Origin of the sequence: Cyanobium sp. Maggiore-St4-Cus (assembly GCF_024345615.1) — a bacterium.
GTDB lineage: Bacteria > Cyanobacteriota > Cyanobacteriia > PCC-6307 > Cyanobiaceae > Cyanobium_A > Cyanobium_A usitatum.
Genome location: NZ_JAGQBL010000011.1, coordinates 71,940 through 91,489, shown reverse-complemented (window position 1 = coordinate 91,489; position 19,550 = coordinate 71,940). Strand labels below are relative to the sequence as shown.

Genomic DNA, 19,550 nt, shown 5'->3' with positions numbered 1-19,550 from the left:
ATGACCTCCGAGCAGGCGGCCCAGCTGATAGACGACACCTTGGACTTGGTGCACCAGCGGCTCCAGGACCTGCAGGCCCAGGCCCTGCCCCGCGAGCAGCACGCCTTGGCCGAGGAATTCCGCGAATGGCGCCATCCCATTGGCGGCCATATCGATTTGATGGTGTTTCCCGGCCTGGCCAATCCCTGAGCCGGGTGCTCGATCTGCGGGTGCTTTGGCGCTGAAATGGGGTCATGCCAGACCCCGCCGGATTTGCTGACACCATCGCCGCCGTGGCCACCGGCTGTGGATTGGCAGAAAGATGACGGGAGCCAGGACAGCAGCGACTACCTGGCGTCGATCAAGGACGACCTTTTTCGATGAGGAGGTGTTTGTGTTCACCCTTAACGGCGATGTGGTTGGCCTGCATAAAGTCTCCAGAGCCGTGGATTTCGCTTACCGGAGCCACTCCGAGATAGGTAACCATTGCCATGGAGTCCGGATCAACGATCGGCTTTGCCCTCTGGCAACGCCCCTCAGCACCTGGTTGGACTGGACCTCCATGGAACTAAGGCTCAAGATGGCGGATCGTTCACGCAAGCCTCAAGTTGTGGCCAGTACTCGACAACGAATGATTGGCAGGAATGATCAGCCTGGTTGTGGGGAAATTGCCGGTACAGTCCATTGGCTCCGCAGTATCTATTGCCGAATGAATTGGGACTACGGAATGCATTGGAGCCCCCGGTTTCGTGGCCTCTTGGCTTATTTAAGTTGTCTTGGGGCGCTTTCTGTAACGGCCATGTCCTTGCCGGCACGGGCGATTGAAGTGGTGCAGGTCAAGTTTCCTTTTGATTTGGGTACCTATACCGTCAAGGTTTCGGAGCTTGCCAATTCGAAAGCCTTGCTTAATGGCACCAGTGATTTGGCAGAGCTTGACCGTGCTACTGATGGCAAGATTGGTCAACTGTTGGCCAAGGGATTTCTCACCCCCCTCCCCCTGAGCAAGGCAACATTTCAAGGAGGTGGCGGTACCGCCATCGTTGATCAGGTGATCGCAGGCTTGGCGGCTCTTGGCCAGCTTCAAGGGCTTACTTCCCAACAGCAATCACAGCAAGAATTCAAAGCAGCGATTAAACGGGCAGCGGAGGCAGGCCCCGTCACCTTGTCATCGATCCTGCAGCAGTTGCCAGGCCAGAGCGCCAGCTTTGATTTGGACAAGATGCTTGCCAACATGCAGCGAAATGTGGGATTGATGCGGGTGGCCAACCAATTGGTTGCCAGCCTTCCTCCGGCAACCACTGACCCCCAGCTTCAGAAGCCAGGGCCGCTGCCGATTGCCACGCGCCGGCCTCAGTTGGTTGTGACCCACCGGCAGGCGCCCGTTGAGATGGAGGTGATTGCCCCCACGCGGAACCCCAACGGCAAGCTTGTGGTGATCTCCCATGGATTATGGGATTCGCCCAATAGTTTTTGCGGTTGGGCTGAACACTTGGCCTCCCATGGCTACACCGTGATTCTTCCGGTTCATCAGGGGAGTGATAAAGGCCAGCAAGCCGCAATGTTGGATGGATCGGCACCGCCTCCTTCCCCTGCTGAATTACGACTCAGGCCCCAGGATGTGAAATCGATTCTCGATGCAGTGGCGGATGGACGTCTTGCTGGATTCCAGGGTATTGATACTAAAAATGTTGTAGCGATAGGCCATTCATGGGGTGGGGTCACTGCAGGCCAGTTGGCGGGTATGCGCGCCAACGGTGACTTACTGCGACTGCGTTGCCCCAATCGCAATGATCCTGACGAGAGTATTAGCTGGGTTTTGCAATGCTCCTTTGTCAATGCGATTGCCGATTTCAATATGTCTGATTCGAGGGTCAAGGCCATTGTTGTGGTGAGTCCACCGATTGGCTTGATAGCTGATCCTCGTATTGGTCAAGACGGTCTCCATGCGCGCATTCTCTTGATCTCCGGAACTCGTGATTTTGTTGTTCCTCCGGATCCCGAAGCGATAGGTCCCTTTGGGATGGCTCCTGATGATGGTCACCATCTTGTGCTAGCGAAAGGCGGTGACCATTTCAATTTGCGTGCCCCAAAAGGTGAGAAGTCGGTGGCTGTTCTCTCGCCAGTGATTTTGGCTTGGGTGAATGGAGCCTTTGCGGCGGGTGCCTCGGTAGCGCCAGGGCCCAATGCGCCTGATCTGCTTCCAGCCAAGGGTTGGGGCAGTCCAAGCATGGTTTTGGTGGATGTGCCGAGGGAGAAAGCCAAGCGATAGGCAAGTGGGCTTAAAGGGCAAGTCCCTTGCCCTTGTATCTAGCCGGGGATCAGCCAACGCAGGGGGCAAAAGCGCAATCTTCGCTCCCAAGTGCGAAATTTCATCCAAGCTTGTTGGTAGCTCAGTTCCTCCTTCTTGGAATTTGCCACCCCCGAATAGCCAAGAGCACCTGCTAGCAAAAGGCGCTTCGACGTGTAGCTTTTCGAAAGGTCCACGGTGAGGGCGATCTCCCGCAAGGCGTCTGCTTCCGGGGTCCATCGCGTCAGAAAGTGGTCCTGGGCCCGGGCCACAATGGCGTCAGGCTCAAAGCCCTGCTCCTGGGCAAGCGCTAGACATTGGTCAAGCACCATGGCGCTTTCCATTGCGGCATTCACGCCCTGGCCGATGGGGGGCACCGGCGCTCCCGCATCGCCGAGTAGCACCACCCGCCCACTGACGAGGGAAGAACAGCGCTTGGATTTGCCTGTGGCGATGCAGTCCCGCTGGCTGAACTCTGTGATGCGTTCTGGTGAGGCATAACGAAGAAGCAAAGGCTGGGTTTGCTGAAGAAACTTCTTTGCTTCATCTGCAGAGGAAAAACTACGAGATCCTGAAAATCCAAGCTGGCAAAACCATCGAGGATCCTTTGGCCCGTTTGGCCCATTGATGGCGCCGGTCACTGCCGCTACAGGGCGAACTGCATGCACATACAGATACTCAGGATTCAACTCGTCAAGATGTTGGTCTAGATGCAGCATGATTGAGTGATTCCCTAGGTCCATCGATGACACAGAAAAGGATGGATCAAGTTGTTGCAATGTGGAGCGGATTGCACTGCCGCCGCCATCGCAGCCAACGATCATGTCAAATGTTTCTTCATGGGAGCTCTTGCTGTCTGTTGACTCCAGAAGAAGGATGCCTTTTCTTGCGTTGATGAGATGCGCCTCTGTGTAAAAGAATAGGCGTGTGTTAGCTGAGCCCACTTGGGCTAGCTCAGCTTGAAGAACCCTGCAAATGTCACCCCGGCTTCCAGTCCAGCCTTGTCCTGGATAGGCCTCCGTCATGGTCCTTTTGGGCGCTCGATTTGTCCATGCAGGGAGTGCATATTTGAGACCACGAAATCGAATCAGCTCCTGGTCAAAGCGTTTGCTGGCTCCCACATGGTCTGCGGCTTTTTTCCCATGACCTGTGATATCTATTGTGTAGCTGCGATTGGGGTTGTAGGTGGCTGTCTCTAGATGATTGCCGCCCCTTTCAAAGATCGTGATGTCAACCCCACGTCTTGATAGTGCCAATCCACAGGTGAGTCCGGCAGGTCCGGCACCAATGATGGCTATTTTGAGAGGGGTTGGCATTTCGACGCTTTGCTTCCGCAATAGTTTAGGTGTTGTGAGGAGGGTGCTTTTGTCGATAGGGTCCGATAGGGGCCTTGGCTGTCTTGTGAACCTCTAATTTGTCAACCAATATGTTGTGCTTTTTTGACTTGTTTGCATCCAGCGTTGTGTGATTTTGACTTAAGTAGGGATTTGATTCTGGGCTTTGTTCTCCAGCAGGCTTCGCGAGCCCAGCCATGACCGCTGCGGAGATGACCCAACTGATTGGCACCACCCTCGACCTGGTGCACCAGGGCCTTGAAAACCTGCAGGCCCAATCCCTGGCTGGCCAGCTAACCGCTGAAATGGGGTGATGGTTTCTTCTATCGGCACCTACCACGACCATTCCCGCGATCACGGCTTCGACACCATCGCCGCCGTGGCCACCGCTGTGGCTCCAGGGGAGGGCAGTGTGGCGATCGTGCGGATTTCTGGCCCCGAGGCCGAGCCGATCGGCCATCAATTGTTTGTGGCCCCCGGCCAGCAGAGCTGGGAGAGCCACCGGGTGCTTTACGGCCATGTGGTGGATCCTGCTAGTGGCGAGCGGCTCGATGAGGCCCTGCTGCTGCTGATGCGGGCGCCCCGCAGCTTCACCCGGGAAGACGTGGTGGAACTGCACTGCCATGGCGGCCTGGTGGCGGTACAGCGGGTGATGGAGCTGGTGCTGGCGGCTGGGGCACGGCGGGCCCTGCCGGGGGAATTCAGCCAGCGGGCCTTTTTAAACGGCCGGCTCGACCTCACCCGCGCCGAGGCGATCAGCGAAATGATCACGGCCCGCAGCCGCCGGGCGGCCCAGCTGGCCATGGCTGGCCTCGATGGCGGCCTGCAGCTGCGCATCGGCGCCCTGCGCGAGCGGCTGCTGGATCAGTTGGCGGAGCTGGAGGCGCGGGTGGACTTCGAGGAGGACCTACCCCCCCTCGATGGCGCGGCAGTAACGGCCGAATTGGAGGCGGTGCGGCTTGAGCTGGAGCAGCTGGTGGCTGAGGCGCGGCAAGGGGAGTTGCTGCGCCGGGGCCTGAGGGTGGCGATCGTGGGCCGCCCCAACGTGGGCAAATCCAGCCTGCTCAACCTGCTCAGCCAGCGAGAACGGGCGATCGTGACCGACCTACCGGGCACCACCCGCGACCTGCTGGAAAGCGAGCTGGTGCTCGACGGCGTGCCGCTCACCCTGCTCGACACCGCCGGCATTCGCCCCACCAGCGACCGGGTTGAGCAGCTGGGTATCGAGCGCTCCCGCCAGGCCCTGGCCGCCGCTGATGCGGTGCTGTTGCTATTTGATCTGGAGGCGGGCTGGAGCCTGGAGGATCAGGCCCTGCGGGAGCTGGTGCCCGCGGGCGTCGTGCTGCTGGTGGCAGGCAACAAGGCTGATGGGGCTGGCCTGCCGGTGGGTCTGGTGCCCGCGGGGGATGGGGAGCCGGCAGATGTGCGCTTCAGCGCCATCACTGGCGCCGGCCGCGACGAGCTGGTGGCGGAGCTACTGCGCCGCTGCGGAGCTGGCTGCCTTGAAGGGGTGCAGGTGGCACTCAATGCCCGCCAACGGGATCTGGCGGCAGCGGCAGCCCTGAGCCTGGGGGCGGCCCTTGAGGCTGCGGCGCAGCGGCTGCCCTGGGACTTCTGGACGATTGACCTGCGCGCCGCCGTGCGTGCCCTCGGTGAGATCACCGGCGAGGCGGTGAGCGAGGCGGTGCTGGATCGGGTGTTTTCGCGTTTCTGTATTGGCAAGTAGGGCTCTAACCAAACTGCCTCTTGCCAAACTGCGACCACTTGATGAAGTGCATCGATGGCCAGCCCCCGCGCCCTCCTCGCTGCCGTGGCTATTTGCGTTGGCCTGGTGCCAGGGGCAGGAGCTGCTGAAAAGTCGGCCGCGGCGGGCCTGGCCCAGTGCAAAGCACCCGCGGCTGGCACCTTTGTGGTGCTCGGCAGCGGTCAGCAGCGGGGCGAACCCACGGCCCTGCTTATGCAGGAGCGCTGGTTTGCCGATGGCCGCATCGAAGGGGTGCGCTACCTGCGGGAGGGGCGCCGTTTTGCGGAAGATCGCTACAGCGGCCAGGTGAAAGCCGATGCCAACTGCTGGGCATTAGTTGAGCGCCAGGGTTCGGCCGGTGCCATGGCTGACGCGGTCGCCCTGGATGGCCTGGGCCGGCCCCGCACTTCCCTGGTGGTGGCACCAAGTGAGGTGTTGTCGTTGCGCTATGTGGCTCAGGCCCCAGGCGCTTGCCGGCCGGAGCAGCTCGATGGCCTGGTCACCAGCCAGCAGCAGGGCCAGAGCTGGCTGGCTGGCAGCTGGCAGCCAAATGCCGTAGTTCAGCGGGAGTGGTGGCAGGCAGGGGCGGTGCAGGGCCTGGCCGTGTCCAGCTATGCCGGCCGCCAGGACCGGGTCACCTACAGCGGCAATCTCAAGCTGGCTGCCAGCTGCCTGGGTTCAATGACCCAGAGAGATTCTGCGGGCGTCTCCTACAACTACAAAGTGGTGTTGCTCGCCAATGGTGGTGGCTACGTCTACCTGCAGACCGACCCAGACAACCTCACCCTCGGTTTGCTGCAGCATCAGCGCTGAGGCCGCAGACCCCAGCGGGCTGTCAGAAACACCAGGGCCATCACCCCGTAGCCGAGGGCCCAGCTGCGGCCAACGCCCCAGCCCAGCTGCAGCACGGTGTCGGAGCTGGTGAATTGCCAGGCGTGGATCACCCCAAACCAGGACAGCAGGGCTGCGATGGCCGCGCAGGCCGCCGCCGCCAGCAGGCGGGCCTCGATCAAGTACACGAGCATGCCCGCCAGCAGCATCGCCGTGATGATCTGGCCTTGCTCAAGGGCGAAGGCCCCGGCGGCCCACACATCGGCCTGGGCCAGGGGCGCCAGCATGGCTGGCCCAAAGGGGTTGGCGGCCGTGCCACTGCCACCGGCCCGCAGCCCCGCTTTCAGCATCAGGGCGCCCCAGCCGGCCAGCCCGGGCAGCAGCCCCAAGGCAACTGCCGGAGCATGGCGAGGCGGCGTGGCCTGGAAGGCCTGGGCAGCGATCACCAGGCCGATGTAAAGCACGATCGCCATGCCGGCTTCAATCGGCACCAGCTGGCCGACCACGCCAAACAGGCCCAGCAGGCAGGCTCCGCCCATCACCACCCCATTGAGCCAGGAGTAGCCGATGCGGGCGCCCATGGCCTTCCAGCCCGGGTGGCCGATGTAGATGGTGGTGGGAAAGCAGGAGCCCAAGGTGGCAGCGGCCAGGGTGCCGATGCCATTGATCAGCATCGAGCTGGGCACCGGATAGCTATCGCCGGCGGCTTCGGCGCTCTCCAGGTTTTGCAGCGAGCCGATCACATTGAAAAGTCCCATCGGCACGATTACCCCCAACCAGGGCACTAGCTGGCCGCGCGCCTGCCATAGGTCTGCCAGTTGCAGCTTGGGTATGTGCAGCCCAATCAGGGCCGTGCTGCTCTGCCACCGCACTGGATCTAGGTCGATCAAACCATTGGCCCAGGCCAGGGCTATGCCCAGCAGCACGGCCACCAGGCCGGCGGGCACCGGCCAGCGCACCGGCGCGTAGTAGCCCACCAGGATCACGGCCAGCACTGCCAGCCCCACCACCGGTTGGGCGTAGGTGCGTAGCAGGAAGCCCAAGGCGATGTAGCCGAGGGCAATGCCCGCCAGGGTGGAGAGCAGGGCTGCGCGAGGCAGCCAGCGCTGCAGGCTGTTGCCGATGAAGGCCCCGGAGCATTCGATCAACCCCGAACCCAGGCAGGCGATCAGCCCGGCTCGCCACGAGAGGGTTACCGCTGCGGCTGGATCCAGGCCCTGGCTTATGGCCGTCAGCTTCACCGGCAGCATCACCAGAAACACATAGGCGAACAGGCTCACCGTGTTGATCCCGTAGGGGAGGGCGGTGCGGTCGTCGCGCCCCTCGCGCTGGTCGAGCTGAAAGGCCTGGCGGGCGTAAGCCAGGTTGCCCACCACCAGGCTGATGCCAGTAGCAGGCAGGATCGCGCCGAAGATCAGGCTGTCGGGATAGCCGAGTACGCCGCGGCAAAGGGCCACGATCAACAGGATCTGGATCAGGTTGTCGAGCCCAAGTCCGAGGAAGCCATCGAGGTCACCGGCGGTCCACCAGCGGGGTTTGGTCATGCCAGCGCTCTGATGCGAACTGCCCATCAGACTGGCACCACCCATCATGGGAAGGCCTGCCCCGGAGGGGTAATGCCTGCTGCCCATCTGCCTTTTACCCCCGAGCTGGAGCTGCAGCTGCGCGCCTGGCTGGCAGAAGATATTGGCCGTGGCGATCTCACGGCTGTGGCGCTGGCTGGTCGCCCTGGCCGGGCCCACTGGCTTGCCAAGGCGCCAGGGGTGTTTTGCGGCGGGGTGCTGGTGGAGCCGCTGTTCCGCTTGCTGGATCCGGCGCTGCGGCTGCAGTTGCTGGTGGCTGATGGTGAGCCGGTGGTGGCAGGCCAGCGCCTGCTGGAGCTGGAGGGTGGGGCCGCTGCCCTGGTGGCCGGCGAGCGCACGGCCCTAAACCTGGCGATGCGGCTCTCCGGAATTGCCACCGCCACTGCCGCCCTGGTGGCCGAGCTCGAGGGCACGGGCGTGCGCCTTGCCGACACCCGCAAAACCACGCCAGGCCTGCGCCGACTTGAAAAGTACGCCGTGCGCTGCGGGGGCGGCAGCAATCACCGCCAGGGCCTCGATGACGCCGCCATGCTCAAGGAAAACCACCTGGCTTGGGCGGGTGGGGTGGCAGGTGGCTTGGAGGCGGCGATCGCGGCGGTGCGGGCCAATGGTCCATGGCCGGCCGCGGTGATTGTGGAGGCGGAAACGGCGGCAGAGGCGGCGGCGGCGGTGCAAGCGGGCGCCGATGGGGTGCTGCTGGATGAATTCCCGCCGGCCCAGTTGCGGCAGCTGGTGCCCGAGTTGCGCAGCCTGGCCGGCGGCCGCCGGCTGGTGCTGGAAGCTTCCGGCGTGCAGCCCGAGCAGCTAAGCGACTACGCCAGCAGCGGCATCGACCTGATCTCCACCAGCGCGCCGATCACCCGCAGCGCCTGGCTTGATCTCAGCATGCGGTTTGATTTTTGAGCCCAGTTGGCAGAGCAGCGTTGGCAGTGGCGCCGAGCCTCTGCATACTTCTGATAGTTCATGTCGAGGTTGGGTGGCAGCACCAAAGCGCAGCTTTTCCAAGCGCAGCCCTCGCTTAGCTGGCCTTGGTCGCCAGCTAGCTGCTGGCGTGGGAGCTCTCGGACTGCTGGCCGCAATGCCGGCGGCGGTCCAGGCCCAATCCCAAACCAAAACCCCGGCCCAACCCCCGGCCAAGCCCCAGCTCGAGGGGGCGGTGCAGCGGGCAGCTCGCAGCGGCCAGCTGGTGCTGAGTGGTTTCGCCGACGTCCCACCTCTAATGATGCTGAGCCCCCAGGGCCAGCCCTCCGGCTACGGCATCTTGGTGGCTGAACGCATTGCCGCTGAGCTCAGCCAGGCCGTGGGCCGTCCTGTGAGTGTCCGCTTTGCGCCGATCAGCGATCCGGCCAGCCTGGTGAACAGCATCACCAGCGGCAAGGCGGATCTTGCTTGCGGTCTGCCGTTCAGCTGGGCGGTGGACATGCAGGTGGATTTCTCCCTGCCGATCGGCCTTTCCGGCGTGAGATTGCTGGCGCCCACCGGGCGTTTTGATGGCAGTCCGGCCGCTCTGGCGGGACGGCGGATTGGGGTGGTGCGCCAGTCCCTTGGTGAAACCGAACTGCGGGGCATGCAGCCCAAGGCCACGCCCGTTGCCTTCGACAGCCTCAAGGCTGCCGTTGCCGCGATGCAGGCCGGCACCGTGGAAGGCGTAATTGGCGACACGATCGTGCTGGCGGGGCTGGTGCGCCAGCAGGGGCTGCCAGGCTTACAGCTCAGCCCGGATTTGCCTTACGAGGCCTATGCGGTCAGCTGTGTGCTTGCCGAAAACGACTCGGCCTTCCGCAACGTCGTCAATCTGGCGATTGCCCGGCTGCTCCAGGGCTACCTCGATGGCCAGCCAGATACGGTGACCGCCGTGAACCGCTGGCTCGGTCCGGCGAGTGCGCTGGGATTGCCTGAGTCTGCGATCCGCGCCAGCTTTGAGGCTGTGCTGTTGGGGGTTGAGACGATTCGCCCCGTTCTTGAAGGTCAGGCTGCTTCGACCGGTCGCTGATCCCCTCGCTGAAACCCTTTTCGCAGTTGTTATGGCGTTCTTGAACCGCTCCCATCTCTTCGGCCTGTTGCTGCTGGCCTCCCTGCCCCTCGATGGGGCGGCGGCCCTGGCCTTGGCCAGCGCCCAGCATGAGCCTTCAGCCCAGGACCAAACCGCAGCTAAACCAACCTCCCTCAGCATTGAGGAGCGGCTGAGCCGAATTGCGGCGGCAGTGCAGGAGCGCGAAGGCACCGAAGCCTCTGGCTTGCCCGATGACGCCGTCTCCTATGTGTTCGTCAACGGCGGGGGCATGGGCTGGGGCAACGGCGGCTTTCGCAACGGCGGCTTTTATAACGGAGGTTTCAATAACGGAGGTTTTTATAACGGGGGCTTCCGTAATGGCGGCTTCCGCAATGGGGGCTTCCTAAATGGTGGTCGCTACTGGCGCTGATCGCTCCCCGGGCTGCTGAATTGGAAAGCCAGGCTTACGGCCCCGTGCGGCTGCTGGTGGTACAACCCACCCCCTATTGCAACCTCGATTGCGATTATTGCTATCTGCCCGATCGGGGTGATCGCACCCAGCTCTCACTTGAGCTGCTGGAGGTGGCGGTGGAGCGGGTGCTCGATAGCCCCTATTTCGAGGGGCAATTCACCCTGCTCTGGCATGCGGGCGAACCGTTAATGGCGCCAATCGCCTTCTACGACCAAGCCAGTGCTCGCCTGCGCCAGCTGCTAGAGCGGCGCGGCCTGCCCGCCAGCACGATCGTCCAGTCGCTGCAGACCAATGCCACCGTGATCAATGGGGCTTGGTGCGACTGCTTTGAGCGCAATGACATTCATGTGGGGGTGAGCATGGACGGCCCTGCCTTCCTGCATGACGCCCACAGGGTGACCCGCACCGGCTTGCCCACCCATGGGGCGGTGATGCGGGGGATCGACTGGCTGGTGCGGCGCCAGATTGCTTTTCAGGTGATCTGTGTGCTCACCGCCGACGCCCTCGACCATGCCGATGGCCTGTTTGATTTCTTCCTCGAGCACGGCATCACCGACGTGGGCTTCAACATGGAGGAAACCGAAGGTGAAAACGCCGCCTCCAGCCTCAAGGCCCCCCGCGCGGAGCAGGGCTATCGGGTGTTTTTAGAGCGGTTTTGGCAGCGCTGCATGGAGCAGCCAGGGAGCCTGCGCCTGCGGGAATTTGACGGGATCGTGAGCCTGGCCTGCAGCAATGCCCGCATGGCCCAAACCGACATGAATGCGCCCTTCGCGATCGTCAATGTGGACGCCCGCGGCAATGTGTCGACCTTTGATCCGGAGTTGCTTTCGGTGCCCACCGCCGAATACGGCGATTTTGCTTTTGGTCATGTGTTGCACGACAGCCTGGAAGCCATCGCCGCCACTGACAAATTGCAGCGGGTGTTGCAGGAAATTCGCTCCGGTGTGGAACGCTGCCGCCAGGAGTGTGAGTACTTCGGGCTGTGCGGGGGTGGTGCGGGCAGTAACAAATACTGGGAGCACCGCAGTTTCGACTGCACCGAAACCCAGGCCTGCCGCTATCGCATCAAGCTGGTGGCCGATGTAGTGCTGCAGGGAATGGAGTCAGACCTGCAGCTGGCTGGAGAGGGATGATCAAAGCAAGTGCCTGCCGCCACTGCGGCCCACCGTTGCCATGCTGACCGTTCTCCACGCCCTGCAGGGCCAGCTCCTGGCAGCGATGCAGCGGGCCTTCCCGGAGGCGGGCCAGCCCCTCGATCCCCAGCTGGCGCCGGCGTCTAAGCCGGAATTCGGCGACTTCCAGGCAAATGGGGCCCTGCCCCTGGCCAAACCCCTGGGCCAGCCGCCCCGGGCTATTGCCACGGCGATCGTGGCGCAACTTACGGCCGATCCCGCCTTTGCCGAGCTCTGCCTGGAGCCCCAGATTGCAGGGCCCGGCTTCATCAACCTCACCCTGCGGCCCGAGCGGCTGGCGGCGGAGCTGCAGGCCCGCCTTGGCGATCCGCGCCTGGGGGTGCCAAAGGTGGAGCTGCAAGCCCCGGTGATTGTGGACTTCTCCAGCCCCAACATCGCCAAGGAGATGCATGTGGGGCACCTGCGCTCCACGATCATTGGTGATGCTTTGGCGCGGGTGCTGGAGTTTCGCGGCCACCCGGTGCTGCGGCTCAACCATGTGGGCGATTGGGGCACCCAGTTTGGGATGCTGATCACCCACTTGAAGCAGGTGGCGCCAGAGGCTCTCACCATGGCGGATGCGGTGGATCTGGGTGATCTGGTGGCCTTCTATCGCCAGGCCAAGGCCCGCTTCGACGACGACGAAAGCTTCCAAAACACCTCCCGGGAGGAGGTGGTGAAGTTGCAAGGGGGCGATCCGGTGTCGCTTAAGGCCTGGCGATTGCTGTGCGACCAGAGCCGCCGCGAATTTCAGAAGATCTACGACCAGCTCGGCATCCGTCTCACCGAACGCGGCGAATCCTTCTACAACCCCTACCTGCAGGCTGTGGTTGACGACCTCAGGGCTGCCGGGCTGCTGGTGGTCGATGCCGGCGCAGGTTGTGTGTTTCTTGAGGGTGTGAGTGGCAAGGACGGCCAGCCCCTGCCGCTGATCGTGCAGAAGAGCGATGGCGGCTTCAACTACGCCACCACCGACCTGGCGGCGATTCGCTATCGCTTCGCCCCTGGGCCGGGCGGCGATGGAGCCAGCCGAGTGATCTATGTGACCGATGCGGGCCAGGCCAGCCACTTCGCTGGCGTATTCCAGGTGGCCCAGCGGGCGGGCTGGATTCCCTCCCACTGCGGTGTCGAGCACGTGCCCTTCGGTTTGGTACAGGGCGATGATGGCAAAAAGCTCAAGACCCGCTCCGGCGACACGGTTCGCCTCAAGGACCTGCTCGATGAGGCGGTGGAGCGCACAGAGGCTGATCTGCGTCAGCGCCTTGCCGATGAGCAGCGCAGCGAAGACGAGGCCTTCATCCAGCAGGTGGCCACCTCCGTGGGCTTGGCGGCGGTGAAGTACGCCGACCTCAGCACCAATCGGATCACCAACTATCAGTTCAGTTTTGATCGGATGCTGGCACTTACGGGCAACACGGCGCCCTATCTGCTCTATGCGGTGGTGCGCATCGCCGGCATCGCCCGCAAGGGCGGCGATCTGGGGGCTGGCACCGTTGCTTCACTCACCTTCAGCGAAGCGCAGGAGTGGGCGCTGGTGCGGGAGCTGCTCAAGTTTGATGGGGTGATTGCTGAAGTGGAGCAGGAGTTGTTGCCGAATCGGCTTTGCAACTACCTGTTTGAGCTCAGCCAGGTGTTCAACCGCTTCTACGACCAGGTGCCGGTGCTCAAGGCCGAGGAGCCGGCCCGCTCTTCCCGCCTCGCGCTCTGCCGTCTCACCACCGACACCCTCTCCCTGGGACTTGGCCTGCTGGGTATCCCCACCTTGGAGCGGATGTGAACACTTGGATGTAAATGATTGAAGAAAATTTCTCGATATTTAACGTAAATCCCCTTCTAGCTGATTGTATTTCATTTTTAGTCCGCCGGTAAGCGCAGCAAATCTTGAGAATTCAGATGGTACAGATCGCAGCAGAAATCCGCATTTTGAGAGTGCGAAAAAATCAGTAATCATGTCGTCTGAATTGGTTTGGCGAAGCCTGTCACTGTTATATGAAGCGGAGTTGTGAATAACCCGTAGATCAGTATTCGCCGTGATTATATCGCTCCATATATTTCTTGCTTCTAGGCTGTCGCAAGCAAGATAGACATGGCTGCAGCCATTGAGCGTGGATAAGTTATTAATCGCTTCAAGCATTCTTCCTGTCACGTCTTTTGGCGCGTGACTGGGGCTATTTGCATGAATAGAGTCGGTCGTTCTAATGTGAACCCCAATGCAATGGGCCCCAAGGGGCATTGAATCAATTTTTGTTTTTACTACAGGGGATTTTGGCTTTATCTTTTTCATGCCCTCATAGCCAAATTTCTTAATGATTGTTCCCTTGGCGCTATTATGATTAACCTTGAGAAAAAATGAGCCATCTGCGCTGTCTTCGCCTTGAATAAAGCGAATTCCTTTGATTTCAATTAGATCAGTTATGTTCCAGGGGAATGCATCGCTGCTTTTCTCTTCATAGTAAAAACAATCAACCTTGTATAATCTCGATAAAAACATTAATAGTGAGATTCCGCGAAGGCGGTCGCCGAAGCCAGTTGTGCCAACTTCTTTAAAGTGAATAACTCTATTTGAGCCGAAAAATTGCGTTAAAGGTGGAAGAATTTTGGCTATTTCAGTCAATGCGCGCATGCAAGAGCTCTTCGGCAAGCGGGGCTATCATAGTACTTGTTATGGCGAAGCATGATAGCTGGTCAGGCTGAATCTATAAATTTAGCCATTGGAGCTTGGCTATGTTTGAGAGCCATCTCTTAAGCCGCATGATTGGCTTCTTAGAAATATAATCATTTATAATTTCTGATGGAGGTGTGCAAGGCAACTCTGCAAGGAGCAATGGGAGGTCAGAATGCTTTATTGCATCTTTGGGTAGATCAAGGCTGTCAGCAGGAACAATAGCCCAGATTTCATGATGCGCTTCTTTGCGAAAAAGCGAGGATCTATCTCTAATTAATTGGTGCACGCTTGATGGCTGTGCTGTTTGTATTTTAGCTTCTTGATGAGAAAAGCTTTTGAATTTATTTGCCAAGGAGCTGTCGTTGCCTAAGTATGAAAAGTGCCAGCCGCCATGAGTGATTCGTTTCCTGACCAGGCTGTGATCGAATAGATGCCTATGCTTGCGCCCTTGCAGATTTCTGCCAGTTACTCGCATGCCTGCAGTGCTAACTTTGTGCCCTGCTTTGATTGCGGTGGTTCCGAGCCAAGGTAATTTTTTAGAGTAAACTAGCTCGTAATTGAGGCGGAAGTAAAAAAGCCTTTGCTCGAAAACTGCAAGTAGCTTGTCGCTGCTGCTTTGAATCTCTTCAATTGCACGTCCAATTGCTTTGGGGGAAGGTATTTCGTCAACGTCTGATAGCAGAATAATGTCTTGGCTATGGGTGGCTAATGCCTGGGCTGTAGTGTAAATAGCCTCACGTTGGTAATTTTCCCTCTCCCATGCCGAGTCGCAGTGGCAGGGAAGGTCAATTATTTTTATGGTTACCTTGGGATTGCTTGCAATGTCGTGGGCACATTCTGTATCTAGGATGCACTTTTTGGGAAGGCCCGTGAATGTTTGCCTGGCTTCGACTATCACAAAATGGTCTACGTATTCGCCTAGAATTCTTATTCGTAGCCTAAGTAAGTCAAGCTCATTGAAAAAAATTGAGCAGTCGATAATTTTGAAATCTGACTTGCCCTGGAGGTATTGTTGGGTGCTTCCGGGTTGAATGTCATTCAAGATCTTGCCTCTTTTGATTTGGGCTGGCTGCAGCTGATTGTTTTGTGAAAGCAGGTGGAATGCTGCTCACCTTGTTAGGGCCTTCATTGCTTGGGCTGAACAACGCGGCGACGTTTCTGCTCTTGTGTCCAGCATCCTTGAGGCTTGTCAAGGTACTGGAAAAACTTGTTTGAGAGGTTTCCTTGCAAGCAGGTATGTTGAGCTAGGCGCCAAGCGTGACTCTTGTTTGCAAGAATATCTTGAAAGGGGGATGGGCCTGTTATCTCGTAGACATTGTTGCTTTGTGAGGTTTCGATTCGATAAAGTACCTCATCAAGCAATGACTTAATGTTGGGATTTGCGGCAGCGCTTGCAATAAAGTAGTTGGTAGCATCTTTGCTTTTGTAGCGTAGAAACATTTCAAGTGTCCCAGCTTCGATGAATCGATCCAGTGGCCAGATTAAGTGAGAGTCAATATCCATGTAAATGCCACCGTGCTTGTAGAGCACCATTAAGCGCCAGACGTCGTCTTGGGCGGCCCCAATGGTTAGCCGCTTGTAAAGTTCTGTGGGCTTGCCAGGAAAGTTTTGCTCTACAAAAGCATGACGATCTTCGGTAGAGTGGAAGCAGTATTGGTAGCTTCTAGAGAGAAGCCGATTCCAGCGCCAAGCAGCCTTGATGGGCAGGCCAACTTTATTTGTGTAGTTAGTTTGCCAGATTATTTTAGGGATCAGTGTCGCAGTTGATTGGCGATTGTCATTAATTATTTTTCCTGGGCTGGTTGATATGGCCGCGCTATTTTCTAGTTTGAAGCGTTGTTGCGGTAATAGCCAGTAATGGAGATAAAAAAGAGGGCGCATCGCGTTGGCTACTAGTTTGACCATGCGACCTGCAAGGAAGGCTGCGAAGTCATCGAGTTTGGATTGCCGAGACAAAAGTTCATTGCTTATGCTGCTAATTCTACGGGCAGTTCTATGTTGATTCCAGGCCTTCCCCAGGCGCGCCCGGAGGTTGAGAGCCTCCATGCCTACAGCGCTCCACTTGAGGGCCGCCGGGGCCTGCTTCGGCTCGACTTCAACGAGAACACCGTGGGGCCGAGTCCGCAGGTGGTGGAGGCAATCCGCGCCATCCCCCCCGATCAGTACGCGGTCTATCCCGAGTACGACGGCCTGCGGGAGGCGGTGGTTGCCAATCTCACTGCAACTGGCCTCGGTCAACCGCTCACCCCAGAGCAGATCGGCCTCTTCAACGGCGTAGACGCGGCACTTAATGCCATTTTTCATGCCTATGGCGACCGGGGCGACACGCTGCTGACCACATCGCCCACTTTCGGCTACTACACCCCCTGCGCCCAGATGCAGGGCATGGCGATTGAGGCCATCCCCTACCGGCTGCCGGATTTTGGCTTCCCCCTGGAGGAACTTCGGGCCGCATTGCTCGGGGATGGGACTCCCGCTTGGCAGCCACCCCGCATCCTGCTGATTTGCAATCCAAACAACCCCACCGGCACCCGGCTAGCTCCGGAGCTGATCCTTGATCTAGCGGCCTCGGCGCCGGGCACTCTTGTGGTGGTGGATGAGCTCTATGAGGCCTTCACTGGCGACAGCGTCCTGCCATCGGCCGATTTCGCTGCCACCCCGAATCTGCTGGTGTTGCGCTCACTCGCTAAAACGGCTGGCCTGGCGGGGCTGCGCATTGGTTTTGCCATTGGGGCGGCGCCGGTGATTGATCGCATCGGGCGCGTCACGGGGCCTTACGACATCAACAGCTTTGCGGTGACTGCCGCCCATGCGGCCTTGGCGGACCAGGCCTATGTGGATAGCTATGTGGCCGAGGTGCTGCGGGCCCGCGACTGGATCGTTCAGAAACTACAGGCGGCTGGGGTGCGCCACCACGCCGAAGGGGGCAACTACCTGCTGATCTGGCCCGAAAGCCCAGCTGCCGAGGTGGAGAAGCGGCTGCGGCAGGCGGGCATCCTGGTGCGCCCCATGACGGCAAAACTTCTGATCGACGGCTCCTTGCGGGTGAGCATCGGCACCACCGAACAGATGCAGCGCTTTTGGAAGACCTACATACAGACTTATTAAAGAAGGACGATCCGCTTGGATATATCTATTTCTTCCTTAATGGCCGGGAGAGCTCGTAAATGAGTTTTGCTTTTATCATCAAAAAGAAACAGGTTAATGTGTCTTCTTTTCCGCGAGCGTGGCGCACCATTAAAGCTTTGAATATTCCGTGATAATGGATAAACTTTGCTTGCACGAGGCGGTTGTTTGTATCGTGAGCATATGCACGAGTATCTTGAAATGATAGTTTTTTCCATTTTTTTACCACACCTAGATGGAAGGCGGAATGTGTAAATCCTTCTGTACGGCCGACTGAGGGATCAAAGTAGCTATTTTTCGAAGGTTGTTCTTCGTATATGGCCAGCTTAAAGTGTGGGTTTTCCTGGCTCCATTTCCAAAAAAGTAGCATGTCGCATATCCATGTTCGGCCTCCGCCTGCAGAGCTTTCCATCGATAATTTTTTGAGTCGGGATTGGTTTTTGTATATCTCTACGGCAAATGTGCAAAAAGATTCTAGCGCGTCTCGCCTTTGTATAAGGTTAAAGTGAGGTAAGAGCATTTTTTGATCCCATCTCCCGAAGCTCATTGCGAGCCCTGGGATTTCGTTAAGGATGTCTTGCGCCCCACTAAAAAATAGAACGTCAGAGTCAATTGCGCAGCATGTCTCGAGGTCGAGGTATACCATTAAATTGCGGATAAGGAGCCAGCGCTCTATGCAAAATCTCTCAAATGAACTGCTTAGGCCTGATCTATGTGTATAGAGCCTTCTAAAGGCGGCGACGTCTTTGAGTAGGGGCGAATTCTCACAGTCAATATTATAGTGAATCTGCGCGAGGTCGCTATTGGAAGTGTCTCCAATGAGAATTATCGCGCTATTTCTATTGTGCTGCTTGGCTTTGCTAATGCAGGCCTTCAAGTAATCCTGGCGACCCCTGTGGACGATGACAATGGGGACTCCCTCCGTTTTGTGGGAGGTCATCTTGGTTATGGCGGCAGTTCCTTTGGTCTCAGCGCATCACCTCGATCACCATGCCATCGCCGAGCTTGCCCGGCAGGCTGAGGGTGCGGCCAGGTCGCTTCACCGGGGTGCCGGCCATTGCATCAAGGAAAGGTTGCAGCGTGGTTTGGTCGCAGTCCTTGGGGGTTTTGCCGCTGACAAATTGCACCGGGATCACGCGGCGGGGCTGGAGCTCGCGCACCACCTCGGCGGCTTCGGCACCCGTGTACACCTTGGCGCCGCCACCCACGCCGATGATCAGCACGTCTGGGCGACCCAACATCACCTTGTCGGCGGGGCTGAGCCGGGCCGCGGTGCCACCTAGGTGGGCGATGTCGAGGCCGCCCTGCTTCCAGCGCCACAGGGTGGATTGGCCGAAGCGGCGCCCACCAACGCGATCGTGGGGGCCGGCAATGCCTTCGATTGAAAGGCCACTCACCTTGAAGGAGCCTGGATCCACCAGCATCTTGCCCTTGGCCACCGGGGCACCCTCATCCAGTAGTCGGCTGCTGGCCAGGATCACCGTGGCACTCACCCGGGGTTCGGCCAGTCCGGCGGCACAGGCCACTGCTTTAAAGGGGTTAACCAGCACGCTGGCCCCGCCACCACTGATCAAAAGGGCGCTGTGGCCGTAGCTGGTGATCGTGACGCCGCTGCCTGCGAGGGCGGCTGGGCCAGTAGCCAGCAATGCGGCGCCCAGGCCGAGCGAACTCAAGCTGAGAGCAGCGAAGGTGGGCAGCGGGCGCATGGAGAAGCGGCAATCGCTGTGAAGCTAACCCAACTGACTTGCTGTGGCTGGCTGGCTGGCCTGGCGCAGGAAGTTGGCCAGCAGGGCGTGACCCTCTTGGGTGAGCACGCTTTCGGGGTGGAACTGCACCCCCTGAATGTGGGGGAATTCGCGGTGGCGCAGGCCCATGATCGTGCCGTCGTCGAGCCAGGCGGTGATCTCGAGGCAGTCGGGCAGCGATTCGCGCTCGGCGATCAAGCTGTGGTAGCGGGTGGCGGTGAGCGGGTTGGGCAGCCCCTCAAACACGCCTTGGCCGCTGTGGTGCACCGGCGAGGTCTTGCCGTGCATCAGCTCTTTGGCGCGCACCACCTTGCCGCCATACACCTGGGCGATCGACTGGTGGCCCAGACAAACCCCCAGGGTTGGGATGGTGGGGCTGAGCTCCCGCAGGACTTCAAGGCACACCCCCGACTGGTCGGGGTCGCCGGGACCCGGTGAAATCAAGATCGCGGCGGGGGCCAGGGCGCGGATCTGCTCCAGGGTCAGGGCGTCATTGCGCTCCACCCGCACCTCTGCTGCAATCGGGTGCTCGGCGGCCAGCTCGCCTAGGTACTGCACCAGGTTGAAGGTGAAGCTGTCGTAGTTGTCGAGAACGAGAAGCATCGCCGCGCCAGGCCTG

18 protein-coding genes and 1 pseudogene are annotated in these 19,550 nt (G+C 59.6%); 11 read left to right on the top strand and 8 right to left on the bottom strand.

All coding sequences use genetic code 11. The features are described 5' to 3' along the window. The 3 genes and pseudogenes from KBY99_RS11220 to KBY99_RS11210 all read left to right on the top strand — a co-directional run bounded on the left by KBY99_RS11220 (window position 1) and on the right by KBY99_RS11210 (window position 2,248). Window positions 1-189 carry a hypothetical protein gene (locus KBY99_RS11220; protein ID WP_254999100.1) on the top strand — a complete coding sequence of 63 codons (189 nt, stop codon included), beginning with the start codon at window positions 1-3 and terminating at the stop codon, window positions 187-189. A 96-nt stretch (window positions 190-285) separates the two neighbouring features. Further along, window positions 286-517: pseudogene (locus tag KBY99_RS11215) on the top strand (TGS domain-containing protein); the annotation flags it as partial. Window positions 518-778: 261 nt separating this feature from the next. Next, window positions 779-2,248: an alpha/beta hydrolase family protein gene (locus KBY99_RS11210; RefSeq protein ID WP_254999122.1), complete on the top strand. Its 1,470-nt coding sequence runs from the start codon at window positions 779-781 to the stop codon at window positions 2,246-2,248. Between the two features lie 38 nt (window positions 2,249-2,286). Here KBY99_RS11210 and KBY99_RS11205 read toward each other — a convergent pair whose 3' ends face one another. Next, the gene (locus KBY99_RS11205) at window positions 2,287-3,582 is read right to left on the bottom strand and encodes an FAD-dependent oxidoreductase (protein ID WP_254999099.1); all 1,296 of its coding nucleotides are present in this window, start codon (window positions 3,580-3,582) and stop codon (window positions 2,287-2,289) included. 331 nt (window positions 3,583-3,913) lie between these two features. On the opposite strand from KBY99_RS11205, the gene mnmE reads away from it, so the two are divergent. Together mnmE and KBY99_RS11195 are read left to right on the top strand one after the other, a co-directional pair. Further along, on the top strand, window positions 3,914-5,326 hold the full coding sequence (mnmE, locus tag KBY99_RS11200; protein WP_254999098.1) for a tRNA uridine-5-carboxymethylaminomethyl(34) synthesis GTPase MnmE: 1,413 nt from the start codon (window positions 3,914-3,916) through the stop codon (window positions 5,324-5,326). Between the two features lie 54 nt (window positions 5,327-5,380). Then, entirely contained in the window at window positions 5,381-6,157 is a 777-nt protein-coding gene (locus KBY99_RS11195) for a hypothetical protein (RefSeq protein ID WP_254999097.1), read from the top strand. Here the strand turns inward: KBY99_RS11195 and KBY99_RS11190 are convergent. After that, window positions 6,148-7,719 (bottom strand): NCS2 family permease, encoded by a 1,572-nt coding sequence (locus tag KBY99_RS11190; protein ID WP_254999096.1) that lies wholly within the window; start codon window positions 7,717-7,719, stop codon window positions 6,148-6,150. The genes KBY99_RS11195 and KBY99_RS11190 overlap by 10 nt on opposite strands. 72 nt (window positions 7,720-7,791) lie before the next feature. Here KBY99_RS11190 and nadC point away from each other — a divergent pair, with 72 nt between their 5' ends. The 5 genes from nadC to argS all read left to right on the top strand — a co-directional run bounded on the left by nadC (window position 7,792) and on the right by argS (window position 13,172). Beyond that, window positions 7,792-8,661 carry a carboxylating nicotinate-nucleotide diphosphorylase gene (gene nadC, locus KBY99_RS11185; protein ID WP_254999095.1) on the top strand — a complete coding sequence of 290 codons (870 nt, stop codon included), beginning with the start codon at window positions 7,792-7,794 and terminating at the stop codon, window positions 8,659-8,661. A 73-nt stretch (window positions 8,662-8,734) separates the two neighbouring features. Continuing rightward, the gene (grrP, locus tag KBY99_RS11180) at window positions 8,735-9,751 is read left to right on the top strand and encodes an extracellular substrate binding-like orphan protein GrrP (RefSeq protein WP_254999094.1); all 1,017 of its coding nucleotides are present in this window, start codon (window positions 8,735-8,737) and stop codon (window positions 9,749-9,751) included. 31 nt (window positions 9,752-9,782) lie between these two features. Then, window positions 9,783-10,181, top strand: a complete 399-nt coding sequence (gene grrA / locus KBY99_RS11175; RefSeq protein ID WP_254999093.1) for a GrrA/OscA1 family cyclophane-containing rSAM-modified RiPP — start codon at window positions 9,783-9,785, stop codon at window positions 10,179-10,181. Window positions 10,182-10,201: 20 nt separating this feature from the next. Further along, window positions 10,202-11,356 carry a cyclophane-forming radical SAM/SPASM peptide maturase GrrM/OscB gene (gene grrM / locus KBY99_RS11170; protein ID WP_254999092.1) on the top strand — a complete coding sequence of 385 codons (1,155 nt, stop codon included), beginning with the start codon at window positions 10,202-10,204 and terminating at the stop codon, window positions 11,354-11,356. Between the two features lie 40 nt (window positions 11,357-11,396). After that, window positions 11,397-13,172, top strand: coding sequence for an arginine--tRNA ligase (argS, locus tag KBY99_RS11165; RefSeq protein ID WP_254999090.1), 1,776 nt, complete (start codon window positions 11,397-11,399; stop codon window positions 13,170-13,172). 39 nt (window positions 13,173-13,211) lie between these two features. Here argS and KBY99_RS11160 read toward each other — a convergent pair whose 3' ends face one another. The 3 genes from KBY99_RS11160 to KBY99_RS11150 form a co-directional block, all read right to left on the bottom strand. Further along, window positions 13,212-14,018 carry a hypothetical protein gene (locus KBY99_RS11160; RefSeq protein WP_254999088.1) on the bottom strand — a complete coding sequence of 269 codons (807 nt, stop codon included), beginning with the start codon at window positions 14,016-14,018 and terminating at the stop codon, window positions 13,212-13,214. A 73-nt stretch (window positions 14,019-14,091) separates the two neighbouring features. After that, window positions 14,092-15,102, bottom strand: coding sequence for a hypothetical protein (locus tag KBY99_RS11155; RefSeq protein WP_254999087.1), 1,011 nt, complete (start codon window positions 15,100-15,102; stop codon window positions 14,092-14,094). Between the two features lie 83 nt (window positions 15,103-15,185). Then, entirely contained in the window at window positions 15,186-16,016 is an 831-nt protein-coding gene (locus KBY99_RS11150) for a glycosyltransferase family 32 protein (RefSeq protein WP_254999086.1), read from the bottom strand. Between the two features lie 39 nt (window positions 16,017-16,055). On the opposite strand from KBY99_RS11150, the gene KBY99_RS11145 reads away from it, so the two are divergent. Further along, entirely contained in the window at window positions 16,056-17,168 is a 1,113-nt protein-coding gene (locus KBY99_RS11145) for a pyridoxal phosphate-dependent aminotransferase (RefSeq protein ID WP_254999085.1), read from the top strand. 25 nt (window positions 17,169-17,193) lie between these two features. Here KBY99_RS11145 and KBY99_RS11140 read toward each other — a convergent pair whose 3' ends face one another. The 3 genes from KBY99_RS11140 to KBY99_RS11130 form a co-directional block, all read right to left on the bottom strand. Continuing rightward, window positions 17,194-17,598, bottom strand: coding sequence for a hypothetical protein (locus KBY99_RS11140; protein ID WP_254999084.1), 405 nt, complete (start codon window positions 17,596-17,598; stop codon window positions 17,194-17,196). A 556-nt stretch (window positions 17,599-18,154) separates the two neighbouring features. Continuing rightward, the gene (locus KBY99_RS11135) at window positions 18,155-18,892 is read right to left on the bottom strand and encodes an MBL fold metallo-hydrolase (RefSeq protein ID WP_254999083.1); all 738 of its coding nucleotides are present in this window, start codon (window positions 18,890-18,892) and stop codon (window positions 18,155-18,157) included. Window positions 18,893-18,916: 24 nt separating this feature from the next. Then, the gene (locus tag KBY99_RS11130) at window positions 18,917-19,534 is read right to left on the bottom strand and encodes an anthranilate synthase component II (RefSeq protein ID WP_254999081.1); all 618 of its coding nucleotides are present in this window, start codon (window positions 19,532-19,534) and stop codon (window positions 18,917-18,919) included. Window positions 19,535-19,550 lie beyond the last annotated feature (16 nt).

What these genes read in the sequence shown, in the direction of transcription:
- KBY99_RS11145 (WP_254999085.1), top strand. Translation starts at nt 16,056, where the DNA reads ATGTTGATTCCAGGCCTTCCCCAGGCGCGCCCGGAGGTTGAGAGCCTC.
- grrA (WP_254999093.1), top strand. Translation starts at nt 9,783, where the DNA reads ATGGCGTTCTTGAACCGCTCCCATCTCTTCGGCCTGTTGCTGCTGGCC.
- KBY99_RS11195 (WP_254999097.1), top strand. Translation starts at nt 5,381, where the DNA reads ATGGCCAGCCCCCGCGCCCTCCTCGCTGCCGTGGCTATTTGCGTTGGC.
- KBY99_RS11220 (WP_254999100.1), top strand. Translation starts at nt 1, where the DNA reads ATGACCTCCGAGCAGGCGGCCCAGCTGATAGACGACACCTTGGACTTG.
- nadC (WP_254999095.1), top strand. Translation starts at nt 7,792, where the DNA reads ATGCCTGCTGCCCATCTGCCTTTTACCCCCGAGCTGGAGCTGCAGCTG.
- argS (WP_254999090.1), top strand. Translation starts at nt 11,397, where the DNA reads ATGCTGACCGTTCTCCACGCCCTGCAGGGCCAGCTCCTGGCAGCGATG.
- KBY99_RS11205 (WP_254999099.1), bottom strand. Translation starts at nt 3,582, where the DNA reads ATGCCAACCCCTCTCAAAATAGCCATCATTGGTGCCGGACCTGCCGGA.
- KBY99_RS11190 (WP_254999096.1), bottom strand. Translation starts at nt 7,719, where the DNA reads ATGACCAAACCCCGCTGGTGGACCGCCGGTGACCTCGATGGCTTCCTC.
- KBY99_RS11160 (WP_254999088.1), bottom strand. Translation starts at nt 14,018, where the DNA reads ATGCGCGCATTGACTGAAATAGCCAAAATTCTTCCACCTTTAACGCAA.
- KBY99_RS11130 (WP_254999081.1), bottom strand. Translation starts at nt 19,534, where the DNA reads ATGCTTCTCGTTCTCGACAACTACGACAGCTTCACCTTCAACCTGGTG.
- KBY99_RS11210 (WP_254999122.1), top strand. Translation starts at nt 779, where the DNA reads ATGTCCTTGCCGGCACGGGCGATTGAAGTGGTGCAGGTCAAGTTTCCT.
- mnmE (WP_254999098.1), top strand. Translation starts at nt 3,914, where the DNA reads ATGGTTTCTTCTATCGGCACCTACCACGACCATTCCCGCGATCACGGC.
- KBY99_RS11140 (WP_254999084.1), bottom strand. Translation starts at nt 17,598, where the DNA reads ATGGAAAGCTCTGCAGGCGGAGGCCGAACATGGATATGCGACATGCTA.
- KBY99_RS11135 (WP_254999083.1), bottom strand. Translation starts at nt 18,892, where the DNA reads ATGCGCCCGCTGCCCACCTTCGCTGCTCTCAGCTTGAGTTCGCTCGGC.